17 protein-coding genes are annotated in these 18304 nt (G+C 67.8%); 10 read left to right on the top strand and 7 right to left on the bottom strand.

The window, feature by feature from the left end:
• Positions 1–95 precede the first annotated feature (95 nt).
• From polA to NS4_RS21365, 3 genes are all read left to right on the top strand, one after another.
• Positions 96–2837, top strand: coding sequence for a DNA polymerase I (gene polA, locus NS4_RS21375; RefSeq protein WP_063061298.1), 2742 nt, complete (start codon positions 96–98; stop codon positions 2835–2837).
• 431 nt (positions 2838–3268) lie between these two features.
• Positions 3269–4036, top strand: coding sequence for an MspA family porin (locus NS4_RS21370; protein ID WP_169811793.1), 768 nt, complete (start codon positions 3269–3271; stop codon positions 4034–4036).
• A gap of 721 nt (positions 4037–4757) precedes the next feature.
• Positions 4758–5198 carry a 2-isopropylmalate synthase gene (locus NS4_RS21365; RefSeq protein ID WP_063061296.1) on the top strand — a complete coding sequence of 147 codons (441 nt, stop codon included), beginning with the start codon at positions 4758–4760 and terminating at the stop codon, positions 5196–5198.
• Positions 5199–5286: 88 nt separating this feature from the next.
• Here the strand turns inward: NS4_RS21365 and trxA are convergent, their stop codons facing one another.
• A complete protein-coding gene (gene trxA, locus NS4_RS21360; RefSeq protein ID WP_063061295.1) occupies positions 5287–5670 on the bottom strand; it encodes a thioredoxin in 384 nt (127 codons plus the stop codon).
• Positions 5671–5793: 123 nt separating this feature from the next.
• Entirely contained in the window at positions 5794–6327 is a 534-nt protein-coding gene (locus NS4_RS21355) for a 2'-5' RNA ligase family protein (protein ID WP_063061350.1), read from the bottom strand.
• Positions 6328–6511: 184 nt separating this feature from the next.
• Between NS4_RS21355 and NS4_RS21350 the strand changes: the two genes are divergently transcribed.
• The 3 genes from NS4_RS21350 to NS4_RS21340 are packed head-to-tail and all read left to right on the top strand — an operon-like array spanning position 6512 to position 9098.
• Entirely contained in the window at positions 6512–7411 is a 900-nt protein-coding gene (locus NS4_RS21350) for an ABC transporter substrate-binding protein (RefSeq protein ID WP_063061349.1), read from the top strand.
• Positions 7411–8331: an amino acid ABC transporter permease gene (locus tag NS4_RS21345; protein WP_063061294.1), complete on the top strand. Its 921-nt coding sequence runs from the start codon at positions 7411–7413 to the stop codon at positions 8329–8331. Before NS4_RS21350 ends, NS4_RS21345 begins: the two co-directional genes overlap by 1 nt.
• A gap of 14 nt (positions 8332–8345) precedes the next feature.
• Positions 8346–9098 carry an amino acid ABC transporter ATP-binding protein gene (locus NS4_RS21340; protein ID WP_169811794.1) on the top strand — a complete coding sequence of 251 codons (753 nt, stop codon included), beginning with the start codon at positions 8346–8348 and terminating at the stop codon, positions 9096–9098.
• A gap of 19 nt (positions 9099–9117) precedes the next feature.
• Here NS4_RS21340 and NS4_RS21335 read toward each other — a convergent pair whose 3' ends face one another.
• The 3 genes from NS4_RS21335 to NS4_RS21325 form a co-directional block, all read right to left on the bottom strand.
• Entirely contained in the window at positions 9118–10101 is a 984-nt protein-coding gene (locus NS4_RS21335; RefSeq protein WP_063061292.1) for a protein kinase family protein, read from the bottom strand.
• 4 nt (positions 10102–10105) lie between these two features.
• On the bottom strand, positions 10106–10459 hold the full coding sequence (locus tag NS4_RS21330; protein ID WP_063061291.1) for a hypothetical protein: 354 nt from the start codon (positions 10457–10459) through the stop codon (positions 10106–10108).
• A gap of 226 nt (positions 10460–10685) precedes the next feature.
• Positions 10686–11771: an isocitrate/isopropylmalate dehydrogenase family protein gene (locus NS4_RS21325; RefSeq protein ID WP_063061290.1), complete on the bottom strand. Its 1086-nt coding sequence runs from the start codon at positions 11769–11771 to the stop codon at positions 10686–10688.
• Between the two features lie 130 nt (positions 11772–11901).
• Between NS4_RS21325 and NS4_RS21320 the strand changes: the two genes are divergently transcribed.
• Positions 11902–12786, top strand: a complete 885-nt coding sequence (locus tag NS4_RS21320; RefSeq protein WP_063061289.1) for an SPFH domain-containing protein — start codon at positions 11902–11904, stop codon at positions 12784–12786.
• A complete protein-coding gene (locus NS4_RS32685) occupies positions 12786–12959 on the top strand; it encodes a type II toxin-antitoxin system antitoxin (protein WP_169811792.1) in 174 nt (57 codons plus the stop codon). The genes NS4_RS21320 and NS4_RS32685 overlap by 1 nt, the downstream gene beginning before the upstream one ends.
• A gap of 138 nt (positions 12960–13097) precedes the next feature.
• Here the strand turns inward: NS4_RS32685 and NS4_RS21315 are convergent, their stop codons facing one another.
• The gene (locus NS4_RS21315; RefSeq protein ID WP_063061288.1) at positions 13098–13964 is read right to left on the bottom strand and encodes a class I SAM-dependent methyltransferase; all 867 of its coding nucleotides are present in this window, start codon (positions 13962–13964) and stop codon (positions 13098–13100) included.
• 167 nt (positions 13965–14131) lie between these two features.
• On the opposite strand from NS4_RS21315, the gene rpsA reads away from it, so the two are divergent.
• Both rpsA and coaE read left to right on the top strand, forming a co-directional pair.
• Positions 14132–15598: a 30S ribosomal protein S1 gene (gene rpsA / locus NS4_RS21310; RefSeq protein ID WP_063061287.1), complete on the top strand. Its 1467-nt coding sequence runs from the start codon at positions 14132–14134 to the stop codon at positions 15596–15598.
• 853 nt (positions 15599–16451) lie between these two features.
• Positions 16452–17654, top strand: coding sequence for a dephospho-CoA kinase (gene coaE / locus NS4_RS21305; RefSeq protein ID WP_063061286.1), 1203 nt, complete (start codon positions 16452–16454; stop codon positions 17652–17654).
• Between the two features lie 88 nt (positions 17655–17742).
• Here coaE and NS4_RS21300 read toward each other — a convergent pair whose 3' ends face one another.
• Positions 17743–18267: a ribonuclease FAU-1 family protein gene (locus NS4_RS21300; protein WP_063061285.1), complete on the bottom strand. Its 525-nt coding sequence runs from the start codon at positions 18265–18267 to the stop codon at positions 17743–17745.
• Positions 18268–18304 lie beyond the last annotated feature (37 nt).

Genomic DNA, 18304 nt, shown 5'->3' with positions numbered 1-18304 from the left:
TGGCGTCGGCCGGGGCCGGTCCGCCGGCTGTCGGCCGAGGTCGACCCGGTACGGGAGTGGGCGGGTGTCGGTGGGGGTCCCTAGACTCTCGGGGTGTGACCTCACCGACCACTGCGCAGCCGACGACCTCCGCCTCCGCCGCCCCGGGCTCCTCGGGAGATCGGCCCACGCTGCTGCTACTGGACGGGCATTCGCTGGCCTACCGGGCCTTCTACGCGCTTCCCGCGGAGAATTTCCAGACGGTCACCGGGCAGACCACCAATGCGGTGTACGGCTTCACCGCCATGCTCATCAACCTGCTGCGCGACGAGAAGCCGACCCATGTGGCGGCCGCCTTCGATGTCTCGCGGCAGACCTTCCGGGTGGAGGCCTACCCGGAGTACAAGGCCAACCGCTCGGCCACTCCCGACGAATTCCGCGGGCAGGTCGAACTCACCAAAGAGGTTCTGGGCGCGCTCGGCATCCCGGTGATGGCGATCGAGGGTTACGAGGCCGACGACATCATCGCCACGCTCACCACCCAGGCCGTCCCGCAGGGGTACCGGGTGCTGGTGGTCACCGGCGACCGTGACTCGATCCAGCTGGTCTGTGACGATGTGACGGTGCTGTACCCCCGCAAAGGGGTCTCCGATCTCACCCGGTTCACCCCGGAGGAGGTCGAGAGGAAATACGGTCTCACCCCGGCGCAGTACCCCGATTACGCGGCCCTGCGTGGTGACCCCAGCGACAATCTCCCCGGTATCCCCGGCGTGGGGGAGAAGACCGCCGCGAAATGGATCCGTGAGTACGGCGATCTGAACACGCTCGTCGACAAGGTGGACGAGGTCCGCGGCAAGGTCGGCGACTCGCTGCGCGCCAATCTGAGCAGTGTGGTGCTCAACCGGCAGCTCACCGAGATGGTCCGCGACGTCCCGCTGCCCTACACCCCCGATCAGCTGGCCCAGGGGGCCTGGAACCGGGAGCGGATCCACCAGCTGTTCGACGATCTGGAGTTCCGGGTCCTGCGCGACCGGCTCTTCGAAACGCTGGCCCCGCCCACCGTGGAGGCCGAATCGGGCTTCGAGATCAGCGGGCGCACGCTGGAGCCCGGCAGTGTCGCGGACTGGCTCGCCGAACACGCGAAATCCGGTGCCCGGCATGGTATTTCGTTGTCGGGCACCAGCACCCCCGCGGCCGGTGACGTGCGTGCGCTCGCCATCGCCGCCGCGGACGGCGAATCGGCCTATATCGATATCACCGCCCTCACCGCCGAGGACGAATCGGCGCTCGGCGCCTGGCTCACCGATACCACGCATCGCAAGGCCCTGCACGAGGCCAAGGGCGCACTGCACGCGCTGCGCGGTCGCGGGTGGACGCTGGGCGGTCTGAGCAGCGATACCGCGCTGGCCGCCTATCTGGTCCGGCCGGGGCAGCGCAGCTTCAACCTCGACGATCTGTCGCTGCGGTACCTGCATCGGGAACTGCGCACCGAGACCGAGGCCGCGCCGCAGCTCTCCCTGCTGGACGCCGAGGACGCGGTCGACGCCGAACTCGCGCAGAACGAGATGTTGCGCGCCCGCGCGGTCGCCGATCTGGCCGACGCCCTGGACGAAGAGCTCGCCAAGATCGAATCCACGCCGTTGCTCGACGAGATGGAACTGCCGTTGCTCGGAGTGCTCGCCGAACTCGAGAACGCCGGTATCGCCGTGGACACCGATCAGCTCGGCGAATTGCAGCGGCAGTTCGCGGACAAGGTCGCCGAGGCCGCGAACGCCGCCTACGACGTGATCGGCAAGCAGATCAATCTCGGGTCCCCGAAGCAGTTGCAGGTGGTGCTCTTCGACGAACTCGATATGCCCAAGACCAAGCGCACCAAGACCGGCTACACCACCGACGCGGACGCGCTGGAATCGCTCTACGAGAAGACCGAGCATCCCTTCCTGCAGCATCTGCTCGCCCACCGCGACGCCACTCGTCTGAAGGTCACCGTGGACGGCCTGCTGAAATCGGTGGCCGACGACGGCCGGATCCACACCACCTTCAACCAGACCATCGCCGCCACCGGGCGGCTGTCGTCCACCGAGCCCAATCTGCAGAACATTCCCATCCGCACCGATACCGGCCGGATGATCCGCGACACCTTCGTGGTCGGCCCGGGCTACGAATCGCTGATGACCGCCGACTACAGCCAGATCGAAATGCGGATCATGGCCCACCTCTCCGGGGACGAGGGCCTGATCGAAGCCTTCAATTCCGGCGAGGACCTGCACAGTTTCGTCGCCTCCAAGGCGTTCGACATCCCGATCTCCGAGGTCTCCCCCGAGGTGCGCCGCCGGATCAAGGCCATGTCCTACGGCCTCGCGTACGGTCTCAGCTCCTACGGTCTGTCCGCCCAGCTGAAGATCAGCACCCAGGAGGCGAAGGAGCAGATGGATATCTACTTCGCCCGCTTCGGCGGTATCCGCGACTATCTGCACGCCGTGGTGGAGCAGGCCCGCAAGGTGGGTTACACGCAGACCCTCTTCGGCCGCCGTCGCTACCTCCCGGACCTCGACCACAGCAACCGCCAGCGTCGCGAGGCCGCCGAGCGGATGGCGCTCAACGCCCCGATCCAGGGCACCGCCGCCGATATCATCAAGGTCGCGATGATCAACGTGCACAGCGCGCTCGCGGAATCCGGGCTGCGTTCGCGGATGCTGCTGCAGATCCATGACGAACTCGTCTTCGAGGTTGCGCCGGGTGAGCGGGAACAGTTGCAGGAGTTGGCCCGGGAGCAGATGGCCTCGGCCATCGAACTGTCTGTCCCGCTCAGTGTTTCGGTCGGCGTCGGGCGCAGCTGGGACGCGGCGGCGCACTGAGTCGCGCGGGTGGCGGCGGCGGTCCGGATCATCCGCCCGGACGGGTGATCGTGGGTGGCCCGGCCGGGTGCCGTGCTGTGCGGAGCGGACAGCGGTCGTGAGCGATTTCTGCCGTGAGGCGTCGTCCGCCCGCGCCGATCCGCGTTCCGGAATCGGGATGGACGGCGATTGCGCGCCGATCCGTGGAGGATTCGGCGCGTGGCCTGTGCCCGGTATCGGGCGTAACTGTTTATGATGCTCCGCGAGTACTGCTTACCGATTCATCGGCGAATCTCGGCTGCGGTACGGATATTGCTTCCGCGGTAATCGCCTGGAAACCGGTTCGCCTGCGCGATCCGGATTTCGTAACAGTCGGCGGTGTCCGAGTTCGTGTGAATTTTCGATCCGAACATGAGGACTGGAGCACGATGAACCGCAAGTATTCATCCATTGTGGCCACACTCGCCGCGGTGATATCGGCCGTCACCGGCGCTGTCTCCACTGTCGATACCGCGGCGTGGGCAGCGCCGGGGCAGATCGATTCCGGTGGGCTGCGGGTGGTGGCGTCCGCGAATTCCAGTACTTCCGAGCCGTCCGGTGATACGGCGATGGGGGTGCCCTTCGCGCACGCGGTCAAGGTTTCCGGGGACTTCTCGGTCGCCGCCGAGGTCGGGTCACCGCTGCGCGCCGGGGAGATCGTCGCGGGCTATCTGCTCGGCTGCGCTGTCGATATAGCCAACGGCATCTCGGTCGCCATCGCGCCGAGTGTCGCTGTCGCCACCGAGGTCGCACCCGAGGTGGGTGTCGATCTCGGGGTCGATCTCGGCCTCGGGGCGGTCGCACCGCCTTCGGACGAGCAAGATCCCGAGGCGGACGAACAGCAGATGATCGATCCCAACCTCGACGTCGTAGCGCCGCCCGAGGTCGGCGTCAGCGCCGGTGTGGGTGCTGCCCTGGCGCAGGCCTTCGGTATCGAGAAAGGCCTCGCCGGCGAGCTCGCGGTCAACTTGGCGCCCGGCACGGTGACGACGGCCGTGATCGGCGCGGCGGAACTCGACGAGGAGTCGACCTTCCCGTACACCTTCGCCCACAGCAATACCCCGTTGCAGGTCAACGGCTGTCTGTCCCCGGCCTCGGCCATGCCGTTCGTCACCGTGCGCGCCGATACCGCCGGCGGCAGCGTGCAGACGACGGGTTACGGGACATCGTTCACGTTCTGAGCACACCCGCGGGGGCGGCCGTGCTCGCGTGTCGGGGCTCGGGGGTGCCGACGGCTCTCGAAGCGCGGCCCGGGTGGCGCGCAGTGTGTGGTGAAGGTCACCCGCGCGTTGCCGGAAGTCGAGCACGGTCGGCCGGCCTGCCGCTCGGCCGCGTGTCGTGACGGTATGGCCGTCCATCACCGCCGACGCCGCACCGGCTGCGCGCGGGGCGAGGACAGTCCCGGGGGGCGACCACGAGAGCTCCGAATCGGCATGGGAAGGCACCGCTTCCGCGGTAGGAGAGGCGCGGGCCCGCGGGCCGGCCGCTGCGTGGTCGGCGGCCGACGCGGATCACTCGGGTCTCATGGTCGGCAGCGCGGCACCTGTTCGGCCACCGCTACTCCGGCGCCGTTTCGGGTTGCTTACCGGTGACCAGGGAGAACGGTACTCGGCGGTAGGCGAAACGGCGGGCGAATATGGTTGCCATCTTCCCGGGGAGTCTTTATTCTCGACCCCGTGCAAATTCCTGCCGCCGGCCTGTGCGCCGCGCCGATGTTCGCAGATCGCGACGGTGCGGTGCTCCTCTCGCGTACCGCGGAGTCGGCTCGTCGGCTACTTGCCGTAGTAGTAACCCGCCGTAGCGGGGTCTGATTCGGACCGGCCCCCTCGCTGCGGGCCCCCCTTTTCTGCTTTTGCTGGTCCCCCAAACCTGCCGACAATCTCTGGGAAGACCTACGTGCTCATGACCACACTGACTCTGGAAAACGACGCCCTGACCACGGCCGCCCCGCGCAGCCTGCGTACCGAATGCGCGGAACTGACGGCCGGCCAATTCCACGACCGCTACGGCGAATGCGCCGGTCCGATCCGGCTCGCGGGCTGGTCGTCCACCGGTGCGCGCGGTGGCGCCTTCACCGCGACTCTCGAATTCGCGGGCTGGTCCCGTTCGGTCGTGGCGGCGGGCAGCCCCATCGCCGCCATGACCTCGGCGCTCTACGAAGCCGGCTACCCCGTCGAGATCCTGCGGTTCCATCAGCGCCGCACGGCGGCGGGCACCGCGACCTTCGTGCAATGCGAATGCGACGGGCGCCGTGGCTGGGGCGCCGCCCTCGCCGCCGACGGCGCGGAATCCTCGGTGCGGGCGATGATCGCCAGCGTGAACCGCCTGGGGGCGCCGCGCTAGCGGGCTACCGGCCGCTTACGGACGTCGACACGACGGCGGGCTCCACACCATCCCCGGAAAGTGTGGAGCCCGCCGTCGTTCGTCGATTCTATTCGGCTGCTTCGCCGTCGGCCGCCTGCTGCTCGGCGAGTTGCTTACGAACCTCGTCCATATCGAGTGCCTTCACCTGGGACACCAGATCCTCGAGCGCCGCGGGCGGGAGCGCCCCGGGCTGCGCGAAGACGAGCACACCCTCGCGGAAGGCCATGATGGTCGGGATGGACTGGATATTGGCGGCCGCGGCCAGGCCCTGTTCGGCTTCGGTGTCGACCTTGCCGTGCACGACATCGGGGTGTTTCTCCGACGACGCGTCGTAGGTCGGGGCGAAACTGCGGCACGGTCCGCACCAGGAAGCCCAGAAATCGACGAGTACGACGTCGTTACTGGTGACTACGTCATCGAAATTCTGCTGCGTCAGTGTCTGGGTGGCCATGACGTCCTCTCGTGGTCGGTATTCAGGCTGTAACGCCGGCCCCGGCCGCGGTGTTCCGCGGCGGTGTCGTACGCCACCGGCCCCCACCCTACGTGGCAGGGTCCGCGGGCGCGCCGGCTCCGGTCAGCCGTGTTCGGCCACCGCCCACGCCCGGCGCCGGTCGCCGTCCCAGCGCCGGACGCCCACCACGGTCGCGGTGGTGTCCCGGTCGGCGGCCACCGCGGCCACCGCGTCACCGATCCGCTGCGGGAGGACCCGCCGCGCCAGCGTGACATGCGGTGTCCACTGGTTGGGGCGCAGGTTGGCCGGGATATCGGGACATGGCTCGATCACCTGGTGGATGCGGCGATGCCAGGCCAGCAGCTGTTCGGACGGAACCACCGCCCGCACCAGGATCGGCCGCCGCGCGCCGAATACGAGCACACCGCCGAGACGTACCGGGAAGGGCCGGAACGGCAACCGGTCGAGTTCCTGTTCGATCCGCGGCCAGATCTGCCGGGCCACCGCCACCGTGATATGCGGCCGGTGGCCTTCGGTGTCCCCGTCGCGTCTGCCCTGCCCCAGTCCGGGCAGTCCCGCTTCGGCGAGCAGTTCCCACTGCCGCCGGATACGTTGCTCGGCTGCCTCGTCGAGCAGTAATTCCACCGACTGCACCATGCTCTGCAGACGGTAGCGGGTCGGGCGCCGGAGCACCGGGGCGGTGGTTCCAGGGTGCGGCGCGCCCGGAGATCAATCTTGCGTTACCCGGGGTGTGCCGCGGGCCGCGGTCGCCTACTGTGCCTGACAAGGTCGACGAGCGGCCGAGGGTCCGATTCTTCGTGAGCGGCAGGTGGTGGCGGTGATGGATCGATCCGGTGCCCGGGTGCGGCGCATAGTGTGCGGGCTGGCCGGTCTCGCGCTGGTGGCCGGGTGTGTGACCAATGTCGAGGACACCGGGCCGGTGCCGCCCAAGGTCGCGGTGCGCGCGGTGGACGCGCTGGCCGCGCGGGTGCCGGCCGATATCGCCGCCGCCGGGGAGGTGGTGGTCGGGGTCAATGTGCCGTATCAGCCGAACGAGTACCGCGACCGCCACGGTGCGATCGTCGGTTTCGATGTGGATCTGATGGACGCGGTCACCGCGGTCCTCGGGCTGCGCGCCCGCTACACCGAATCGGCGTTCGAGAAGATCATTCCCGCCGTCCAGGCCGGTACCTACGATCTGGGCATGTCCTCGATCACCGATTCGGTGGAGCGGGAGAAGCAGGTCGATTTCGTCACCTATTTCAGCGCGGGCGTGCAGTGGGCGCAGCGCACCGGCCGGCACGTCGACCCTGCGAACGCCTGCGGTAAGCGCGTCGCGGTCCAGGCGACAACGGTGGAGCACATAGAAGAAGTCCCGGCCAAGAGCGAAGCCTGTGTCGCGGCGGGCCGGGACCCGATCATCATCGATGCGTTCGACGAGCAGAGCGCGGTGACCAATGCGCTGGTACTCGGCCAGGTCGACGCCATGTCCGCGGATTCCCCGGTCACCGCGTACGCGATAGCACAGACCGACGGCAAGATCGAACCGGCCGGCCCGATCTTCGACGCGGCGCCCTACGGATGGGCCGTCGCGAAAGGGTCGCCGCTGGCGCCGGTGCTGCGCGATGCGCTGCAGCACCTCATCGACAACGGGCAGTACCGGCAGATCACCGAGAACTGGGGTGTCCAGGAGGGCGCATTGCGCAACTCCGTGATCAACGGTGCGAGGGAGCCGACGTGATGACCGCCGATCCGTTGGGGGCCGCCGAACCCGAACCCATCGCCGCTGTGCCGTTGCGGCGGCCCGGCCGCTGGGTGGCCGCCACGCTGATCCTGGCGCTCGCCGGGTTGTTCGTCTACGGCGCGGCCACCAACCCCGCGTATCGCTGGGATGTGTACTGGCAATATCTCCGCGATACCCGGATCGCGGCGGGCGCGATGGTCACCCTGGAGCTCACCGTGCTCGCGATGGTCATCGCCGTCGTACTCGGTACCACGCTGGCGGTGATGCGGCTGTCGCCGAACCCGGTGCTGCGGGCGAGTGCCTGGGTCTACCTGTGGGTGTTCCGCGGGACCCCGGTGTACGTGCAACTGGTCTTCTGGGGCCTGGTCCCGTCGCTGTACCAGAACGTGGCGTTCGGGGTGCCCTTCGGCCCGCGCCTGTTCGAGGTCGATGTGCAGAGTTTGCAGGCCGGGTTCGCCTTCGCCGTGATCGGGCTGGGACTCAACGAGGCCGCGTATATGGCCGAGATCGTCCGGGCCGGTATCAACTCGGTCGGCGAAGGTCAGCGCGAAGCGTCCATCGCGCTCGGCATGTCCTGGTCCCAGACCATGCGGCGGACGGTGCTGCCGCAGGCCATGCGGGTGATCATCCCGCCGACCGGCAACGAGCTCATCAGCATGCTGAAGACCACCGCGCTGGTCACCGCCATACCGCTCAGTACCGATCTGTTCGGCCGGGCCCGCGATATCTACGGGGTCAACTTCCTGCCCATCCCGCTGTTGCTGGTCACCGCCACCTGGTATCTGGCGATCACCAGCGTGCTGATGGTCGGCCAGTACTATCTGGAGAAATACTTTTCGCGGGGGATCTCCCGGCAACTGACCGCCAAACAACTCCAAGAGCTGGCCGACGCGCGCGGAGAGGTGCGGGCGAAATGAGTGCGACGGAACCGATGGTGCGCGCCGACCGGGTCTGCAAGAGTTTCGGCGCGCTACGGGTGCTCGAGGGCATATCACTGGATGTCCGGCACGGCCAGGTGATGTGCCTGATCGGGCCGTCGGGTTCGGGAAAATCCACTTTTCTGCGGTGTATCAACCATCTGGAGCAGGTCGACGCGGGCCGGTTGTACGTGGACGGGGAACTTGTCGGATACCGCGAGAAAGGCGGCAAACTCTACGAGTTGCACCCCCGCGACGCCGCCCGTCAGCGGCGTGAGATCGGCATGGTCTTCCAGCATTTCAACTTGTTCCCGCATCGCACCGTGCTCGCCAACATCATCGAGGCACCCATCCAGGTCAAGAAGATCCGCCGGGCCGAGGCGGTGTCGCGGGCGAGGGAGCTGCTGGACCGGGTCGGGCTCGCCGACAAGGCAGGCGCCTATCCGGCACAGTTGTCCGGTGGCCAGCAGCAGCGGGTGGCGATCGCCCGGGCGCTGGCGATGGACCCGAAACTCATGTTGTTCGACGAGCCCACCTCCGCGCTGGATCCGGAGCTGGTCGGTGAAGTTCTCACGGTCATGCGTGAGCTCGCGGCCTCGGGTATGACGATGATCGTGGTGACCCATGAGATGGGTTTCGCGCGCGAGGTGGCCGACCAGCTGGTGTTCATGGACGGGGGAGTGGTGGTCGAGGCCGGGGCGCCGGAAGATCTGCTGACGAATCCGACGCACGACCGCACCAGATCGTTTCTCTCCCGGCTGCTGTAGCGACCGTCCGGCCGGGGCGTCAGGATGGCTGCCAATCGGCGGTGACGGTGCCGGTACGCTGCACATACTCCAATCGGTCCAGGTCGTTGTCGATAGCGCTGTCACTGAACCGGAGGTCTTCGAGGCAGCTACCCAGCCGCTCGGGTGGGATCGCCCGGACCGTTCGCAGCAGGTCAGGATCCAACTGCTCGCCGGCCCAACGCTCGATGAACGGGGAGATGATGGCGAAGTCCTGATCGCCGCGTCGCGGGTCGGGCGATTCGGGTCCGGACTGCCCCAGATCGAAGATGACCAGATCGTCATCGGGACGATGGCTCTCGATGTTCCCGTCGTAAGCCGGCCGGAAGTTCGTCTCGTTCCCGTCGTGGCTACCGGCCACGAAATGACCTATCGCGGCCTGCTGCTGTTGCAGCACCGGGTAGCGGCCGACATCCTTACTGGCCTTCATCGGGACGAACAGTTGCGCCATGCCCGGCCCGCGTGGCCCGTCGACGAGTGCCGTCGGTGGCACCCGCGGCGCCTGCAACAGTTCGAATATCCGGAACCCCGCGACCTCTCTGCGCGCCAACTGGCCGGACACGTGCGGCAGCCAGTTCAGGCCGTCGTACATCTCCAGATCGTCTGGTTTGTACACGTACAGGACGCCGTCTTGATCGCGTGTGACATAGATACCGTTCGCGCTGCTGGGCAGTGTCTCCGAGAGTTCTTCGTCGATCACCAGGCGCCGCGTCGCGACGTGGTGTTCGGCGCGGCTCGGTGTGTAGGCCGGAAAGCGGCCGCTGGGCGGCACGGCTCCGCGCGCGCCCGGCTCCGCCACGGAACGCCACTCCATCGGCAGTTCGAAATCGCGGTCGCTGGTGGTCAGCTCTTCGATCAGTACGTCGAGGTGGTAACTGTAGTCGCGAATCAGTCCGGACCGGAATTTACTCACCCGGCCGGCGAGATTGGTCAGGCGCAACAGTGTCTCGTCGGTGATGCCGCGCCACGGGGACAACGCATTCATTGCACTACGTTCGGCTCCGGCGCGGCGGTTCCCCGGAACCGGCCGATCGTCGCCGCCGGACTTCGGCAGCGGCGGGGCCGGGGCTTTCGTCGACCACCCGGCTATATCTGAGCGGGCGCGGCAGCAGCAGAGCGCGCATGAAGGCGGTCCCGTCCTCCGCGGTGACGGTCTGCGAGGTGCCCGGAACGCGGAGGCCGTCGCGCAACCACCGTCGCGCCATCGGACATCCACCGGCTTCGGCGAGCGTCAATGCCACGGTGCCCGTTGCCGCGAGACGGAATTCCGCAACTCGCCGGTACCGCGTCGCCACCAACTCGTAGACGGCGACCACGGTCGGTTCGGGGTTCTGCTGCGGCATATTCGGCTTTGTCCTGCTGTTTATTCTCGCGCGGTTCGTCGTCCGGCACCGGACTCTTCGAACCACAATGACATTCTCGGAGCGGAATTTCACCATATGCGGGTGGGCCGACGGGGCGCTTCGGCCGCGCCGCGCCTCCCGGCACGGCGCGCTGGCGGAGTCTTCGGGACCCGCGGTGGCACGCCCGTATCTTGGCTGCGGCTCGCGGTGGACGGTGTGGCGGTCGCTATCGGAAGTGGACCCGGGCGGTGACCTGTTCGGTGAATTCGCTGGTCGACGCCAGACCACCCAGATCGGCTGTCGCGATACCGGCGGCGAAGGTCGCCGCCACCGCGTGTTCGATCCGCTCCGCTGCCCGGGCGAGCACCGGCTGGTCGCGCCGGTCGGCGAGCCAGCGCAGCAACATGGCGGCGGACAGTTGCGCAGCCACCGGGTCGGCGCGGTTGTGCCCGGCCAGATCGGGGGCCGCGCCGTGGACGGCCTGCGCCATCGCCCGGTCGGCCGAGCAGTTGAGAGAGGCGGCCGTACCCAGTGAGCCGCCGAGTTGTGCGGCCAGGTCGGACAGGATATCGCCGAACAGATTCTCGGTGACCAGCACATCGAAATCGCCGGGGGCGCGAACCAGATGCGCGGCGGCCGCGTCGACGTGCTCGTCGGTCACTGTCACACCGGGGTACTCGCGCGCCACGGCATAGCAGGTATCGCGGAACAATCCCATGCTCAGCGGCAGCACATTCGCTTTGTGCACGATGGTCACCCGGCCGCGCCGGGCGGCGGCCAGCCGGAAGGCCTCGTGCGCGATCCGTTCGGAGGCCGCGCGGGTCACCAGGCCGACCGACAGCGCGATATCCGGGGTGGGACAGAACTCCCCGGAGCCGACCGCCATGTTCCGGTCGGCATAGAAACCCTCGCTGTTCTCGCGGACGACCACCAGATCGATATCCGGCGCGAGCGCGGCGACGCCGGGAAATGCTTTCACGGGCCGGATATTGGCGTACAGGCCGAAATGGCGCCGGATCGCACCGCCGGGGGCGATGCGGTGCTGCGGGGGATAGGAGGCATTGTCGTGCGGGCCGAGGATCCAGCCGTCGGTGTCGAGCAGACCGGTCAGGGTTGATTCCGGTAGGGCGGTGCCGAATTCGTCGATGGCCCGCCGGCCCATCGGCAACGGGACCCAGTCGACCTCGGCCGCGCCGGCGGCGGACAGTGCCTCGTCGACCACCCGCCGCGCCGAACCCACCACTTCGGGCCCGATCCCGTCACCCTCGATCACGCCGAGGCGGAGCCGCTCACCCAGTGCTGTCCGTTCCATCCGCACATGGTCGCAGGCAATCGGCGGTGTCCGGCCGCGGGGCCGGCGGTTCGCGATTCGTATCGTGCGCACCCGGCCCGGCGACCTTCATGCTATCTTGGTGATATCACTTTGATAGAGGGAGGATGTCATGACATTCCGGAACGCCGCGCGGGTCAACGGGTTCGTCGTGCTATTGATCTGGCTGGTGCTCACCATCGCGCTGGCGGCGGTGGCGATCGCGGGATTCGCGGCATTCGCACAGCACCAGAACGCCGCGGGATTGGCGGGGGCGATCGTCGCGTGCGTGCTGGGGGTGATCCTGCTGCTCGGCATCACCGGCCTGACGGTGGTGAATCCCAACGAGGCCAAGGTCGTCCAGTTCTTCGGCCGCTATATCGGCTCGGTGAGTGAGCCCGGATTCTTCTCGGTCCTGCCACTGACCGATCGCCGGAGTATCTCGCTGCGGGTTCGCAACTTCGAAACCCAGAAACTGAAGGTCAACGACGCCGACGGTAACCCGGTGGAGATCGCGGCGGTGGTCGTCTACAAGGTGGTCGACAGTTTCAAGGCGGCCTTCGCCGTGGACGACTACGAGGAATACGTGGAAACCCAGTCCGAGGCCGCGGTCCGGCACCTGGCCACCACCCACCCCTACGACGCCCACGACGCCGGCCGCACCAGCCTGCGCGACGGCGCCGAGGTCGCCGAGGAACTCACCGTGGAATTGCGCGACCGCACCGAAACCGCCGGGATCGAGGTGATCGAGGCGCGGATCACCCACCTCGCCTACGCCCCGGAGATCGCGCAGGCGATGCTGGTCCGTCAGCAGGCGGCGCAGGTGGTGGCCGCTCGGACGCAGATCGTCGAAGGAGCGGTCGGCATGGTCGGACTGGCGCTGAATCGGCTCACCGCCGAGGGCATGGTCGAGCTGGACGAGGAACGCAAGGCCACCATGGTCTCGAATCTCCTGGTGGTGCTGTGCGGTGACCGGCCGACGCAGCCGGTGGTCAATGCGGGATCGCTGTACAACTGATGGCCGAGCGCAAGAAGGTCCTGCTCCGGCTCGACCCCGCGATCCACGACGCGATCGCCAAATGGGCGGCCGACGATCTGCGCAGCGTCAACGCGCAGATCGAGTTCGCCCTGCGGCGCGCGCTGGAGCAGGCCGGGCGCTCCCCGCGGCCGTCGCGCGGCGACGGATCCTGATCGGACCGGAATCCCGGCTCGCTCGTTTTCGAGCGAGCCGGGAGATTCTTGTGTCCGTCACCGCCGAGGTGTCCCGCGTCCGGGCCGCGTCCGCGGCGCACTCTGCTCTTCGACGGGAGGAGCGCTTACCGTCGGGACCTACGGCCGGTCGGGTTTATGGCTCACGAAGATGGCCGTTCCCGGGAACAGTTGCCCGCGTAACGGACTCCACTGGCCCCATTCCCGGTCCAGCCATTCCGGCCACTCCGGTTCGACGATATCGTCGAGCAGCAGTCCGGCCGCCACTATTTCCCGGACCCGGTCGCCGATGGTGCGGTGGTGCTCCGCATAAGTGCAGCGGCCCTCGCTGTCGATCTCGGTGTACGGGGTGCGGTCGAAGTAGGGGATCACCGCTTCGAGGCCGTCGGGACCGGGATCGTCGCGGAAGATCCACCGCATCGGATGGTTCACCGCGAACACCCAGCGCCCGCCCGGCCGCAGTACCCGCGCGACCTCTCGCATCACCAGGGCGGAATCGGCGACGAAAGGGACCGCGCCGAAAGCCGAGCAGGCCAGATCGAAGGATTCGTCCGCGAACGGCAGGGCCTCGGCGCCCGCCTGCACCAGCGGCACGCGCGGTCCGCCCCGCGCCATGGCGGCAAGCCCCCGTGACAGCATTCCCCGCGAGATATCCAGTCCGACCGGATGGGCTCCCCGGCCGGCCAGCCAGCGCGCGCAGGGCGCCGATCCGCAGCCGACCTCGAGTATCCGTTTACCGGTGACCTCGCCGAGGAACCGCATATCGCCCTCGTGCAGGCCCTCCGGGCACCAGACGAATTCGCCGCCGACACTGTCGACACCGAGGAAATCGCCGTGCGTATCGTGGTACTGGCCGGCGTCGGCGTCCCACCAGCGCCGGTTCGCGCGTTCGCTCTCGGCCGAGCCGATCCGCAGGCGTGCCGCACCCGCGGTGCCCAGCAGTTCGGTGGCCTGAGCGTGGCGATCTTGAACGAGGTCGTCGGACACGATTTCAAGCCTATAGATTCGCTGCGGGGGGTCGTTTGCCCGCCCGGTTCCGGGTCGCGTACGCTGAACGCGCAAGTGATCACACCTGGAGCCGCTGGGTGTATCGCAGCGTACCGAAAGTCTCAATGTCCGCAACCGATCACAATCCGTCCGGAGCAAACCGCCACATGCCCACCACCGTCACCTCGCCGCAGGTAGCCGTTAACGACATCGGCTCCGCCGAGGATTTCCTCGCCGCCATCGACGCCACGATCAAGTACTTCAACGACGGCGATATCGTCGAAGGAACCATCGTCAAAGTCGACCGCGACGAGGTCCTGCTCGACATCGGTTACAAGACCGAAGGCGTCATTCCGTCTCGCGAGCTCTCCATCAAACACGATGTCGACCCGAACGAGGTCGTTTCCGTGGGCGATGAGGTGGAGGCTCTTGTCCTCACCAAGGAGGACAAAGAGGGTCGCCTGATCCTGTCCAAGAAGCGGGCGCAGTACGAGCGCGCCTGGGGCACGATCGAGGAGCTCAAGGAGAAGGACGAGGCCGTCCGCGGCACCGTGATCGAGGTCGTGAAGGGCGGTCTGATCCTCGATATCGGTCTGCGCGGCTTCCTGCCCGCCTCGCTGGTCGAGATGCGCCGGGTCCGCGATCTGCAGCCGTATGTCGGCAAGGAGATCGAGGCCAAGATCATCGAGCTGGACAAGAACCGCAACAACGTGGTCCTGTCCCGCCGCGCCTGGCTGGAGCAGACCCAGTCCGAGGTGCGCAGCGAATTCCTGCACCAGCTGCAGAAGGGCCAGGTCCGCAAGGGTGTGGTCTCCTCCATCGTCAACTTCGGCGCCTTCGTCGATCTCGGCGGTGTCGACGGCCTGGTGCACGTCTCCGAGCTCTCCTGGAAGCACATCGATCACCCCTCCGAGGTGGTCGAGGTGGGCAACGAGGTCACCGTCGAGGTGCTCGACGTCGACCTGGACCGGGAGCGCGTCTCGCTGTCTCTGAAGGCCACCCAGGAAGATCCGTGGCGGCAGTTCGCCCGCACCCACGCCATCGGCCAGATCGTGCCGGGCAAGGTCACCAAGCTGGTGCCGTTCGGTGCGTTCGTACGCGTCGAAGAGGGCATCGAGGGCCTGGTGCACATCTCCGAGCTGGCCGAGCGCCACGTGGAGGTCCCGGACCAGGTCGTGGTCGTGGGCGACGACGCGATGGTCAAGGTCATCGACATCGACCTGGAGCGTCGCCGGATCTCGCTGAGCCTCAAGCAGGCCAACGAGGACTACAGCTCCGAGTTCGATCCGTCGAAGTACGGCATGGCCGACAGCTACGACGAGCAGGGCAACTACATCTTCCCCGAGGGCTTCGATCCCGAGACCAACGAATGGCTCGAGGGCTTCGACAAGCAGCGCGAAGAGTGGGAAGGCCGCTACGCCGAGGCGGAGCGCCGGCACAAGATGCACACCGCGCAGATGGAGAAGATGGCGGCCGACGCCGCGGCCGAGGCCGCGGGCGGCGGCGGTTCGTCGAACTACTCCTCCGAGAGCGGCGCGCAGTCCAGCGCCGGCCAGCAGGAGTCGGCCGGCGGATCGCTCGCCAGCGACGCCCAGCTCGCGGCTCTGCGGGAGAAGCTGTCCGGTAACGCCTGAGGCGAATACCGCTAGCGGATAGCCGAACGTAGGAAGACCCCGGCCCCCATCAGGGGACCGGGGTCTTCTGCGTATCCGACCGGTTCTGCTCAACCGGTCGAAACGGTGACAGAACCACGTTGTTTGCCGCTCTGGCCCGGCTGGATGACCGCGGGTTTCCCACTCGGTGCGCGAGGTCGGCATCCGACCCGGACATCGAATGCCGACGCAACCCGCATGAGTCGAGTCCTACGAGACACCTCAAAGGGTTGAGGCCCGTCTCGCCCCTTGACCGAAGGTGCTCAAAGGTCGCACTCCATGGACGGACCACCGCACATCGCATGCGCGAAGCGCGAGTCTCGAGGCCGAAACGGCGAGACCGAGGGGGCCTCGAGCCCGCGGCGCCGAAGGCGCCGCACATGAACACAGCACAACAGTGGCCCGGTCCGAGGACCGGGCCACCGTTGTCCGTCGAGGAACTAACCTGCCGGGACCGGGACCCAGCGCGGCCAGACGATCGACGGACGCGGGCGATGAGCGGCAAGACTGTGACGAGGCGCGATAGTGAAAAGGCTGAGCCAGGGGCGGCGATTCTTCGCCAGATACGCCGCCACGGCCGGAATGGTGAGACAGTGCACCCGCCCCGGCGCTCCCAGCCGGTGCCGGCCTGTGCGGTAGTGCCTGATGCGCATGCTCGTTCCTTTGCTATCCGTAACAGAAGCGGTGAATCGGGGCGTGCACTCAGGCCGAACACTAACGCAGCAGCCGGCGTAATCAGGACATTTGCGCCGTTCTGCCACCCGTGGGCGTGTCGAGCGGGTAATGCGTGAAACCTCGCCGCCATGCCGGTAGGGGCGAATGCGAGACTGAGCGAATGTTACGAATCGGCCTCACCGGCGGTATGGGAGCGGGCAAATCGACGGTCGCGCGAGCGCTCGTGGAACGGGGCGCGGTGCTCATCGACTCCGATGTCATCGCGCGGGAAGTGGTCGCGGTCGGCACGCCGGGGCTCGCCGCCCTGGTCGAAGCGTTCGGTGTGGATATTCTCGCCGCGGACGGCAGCCTGGATCGTCCGGCGCTGGCGGCCAGAGCGTTTCGCGACGACGAATCCCGCACCACCCTGAACTCCATCACCCATCCGCTGGTCGGGCAGCGCACGGCCGAACTCTTCGCCGCCGCCGCGCCGGACGCCATTGTGGTTCAGGACGTTCCGCTGCTGGTGGAAAACCATATGGCGCCCTTCATGAACCTGGTGCTGGTGGTGGATGTCGCCGCCGAAACCCGCATCCGGCGCCTGGTCGAATTCCGCGGGGTGGCCGAGGACGACGCGCGGGCGCGGATCGCGGCGCAGGCGACCGACGAACAGCGCCGCGCGGCCGCCGATGTGCTGCTGGACAACAACGGCCCGGCCGCAGCGGTCGAGGCCGCTGTGGCGCGGCTGTGGGAGGAACGGTTGATCCCATTCGAGGCGAATATGCGTTCCGGTAGCGCGGTGCGCCCGGTGCCACGGCTCGTGGACCCGGATCCGGGATGGTCCGCGCAGGCGCAGCGGCTGATCGCGCGGCTGCGAGTGGCCGCCGGTGCCGCCGCGGTGCGGATCGACCATATCGGCTCCACCGCGGTGCCCGGTCTGCCCGCGAAAGATCTTCTCGACCTGCAGATCACCGTGCCGGATCTCGCCGCGGCCGACAGTATCCGCGACGCGCTGGCCGCCGCCGGGTTCCCGGCGATCCCACAGCACACCCACGACAATCCGAAGCCCGGTGCCGGGGCCGAGGTGGATCCGGGGCATTGGGAGAAACGCGTGCACGGCAGCGCCGATCCCGGGCGCCCGGCCTATGTCCATCTGCGGGTCGCCGGAGGGCCCGGGCAGGTGTTCGCGCTCGCCTTCCGCGACTGGCTGCGCGCCGAACCGGCCGCGCGGGCGGAATACGCCGAGGTGAAGCGGAAGGCGGCGGCCGCGGCGGGCGGGCTCGATCGAGAGGAAGCCGTCGCCGCCTACCTGGCGGTCAAGGAACCCTGGTTCGATGCGGTGTACCAGCGGGTGCTCACCTGGCGGGCCGCGCATCCGGAGTAGCGGTAGGGGGACGTGCCCGGGCTGTGACCCGCTCCGCGCAGCGGGCCGGTCGGGTTCGGCCGCGCCGTGCCTGGCCGGCTGGGGCGGGTCAGAGCCAGCTGAGCGGCATATCCAGCGAGGCCGTCCAGGCCAGGAAGTCGTGTCCGTGGGCGGCGATACCGTCGATGGCCCGGGTGGCCGTGGCCACCGCTCGCTCCGCGGCGCGGGGGTCCAGCAGGCCCATGGTGTGCGCGGCCAGGAGCTCGTCGACATCCAGGAGTTCGGTCTCCCGGCCCGTGCGAACCACCAGGTCCAGATAATGGTCCACCGAGCGCCATTTCTTCGGCCCGACCTCACCGAATTCGCCGATGTCGAGGTAATAGTCCTGATCGCGTCGATGGGCCGGATGGAAATGGAACACTGTCGCGCGCAGGTTCAATTCGGGGAGCAGCCACGATTCGATGTAGTGGAATTGCGGGTGGTCGGCGGTCCGCGCCATGTACAGCCCCCAGGGCTCGAGGTGGTAGCGCTCCACATCGCGGACGAAACCTTTCGGGTCGGTGTTCGTCAATTCCGCGATATCGAAGTACTCCACCTTGGGCCGGTGGACGTCCACGGTCGATGCCTCTGTCACAGCTGCTGAATCTACCCACTCGACTGTCCGCGCGTGG

It is taken from the genome of Nocardia sienata NBRC 100364 (assembly GCF_001613205.1).
Classification (GTDB): domain Bacteria; phylum Actinomycetota; class Actinomycetes; order Mycobacteriales; family Mycobacteriaceae; genus Nocardia; species Nocardia sienata.
Note: the sequence above shows the minus strand (reverse complement) of the source record. Positions and strands in the feature narration are given on the sequence as shown.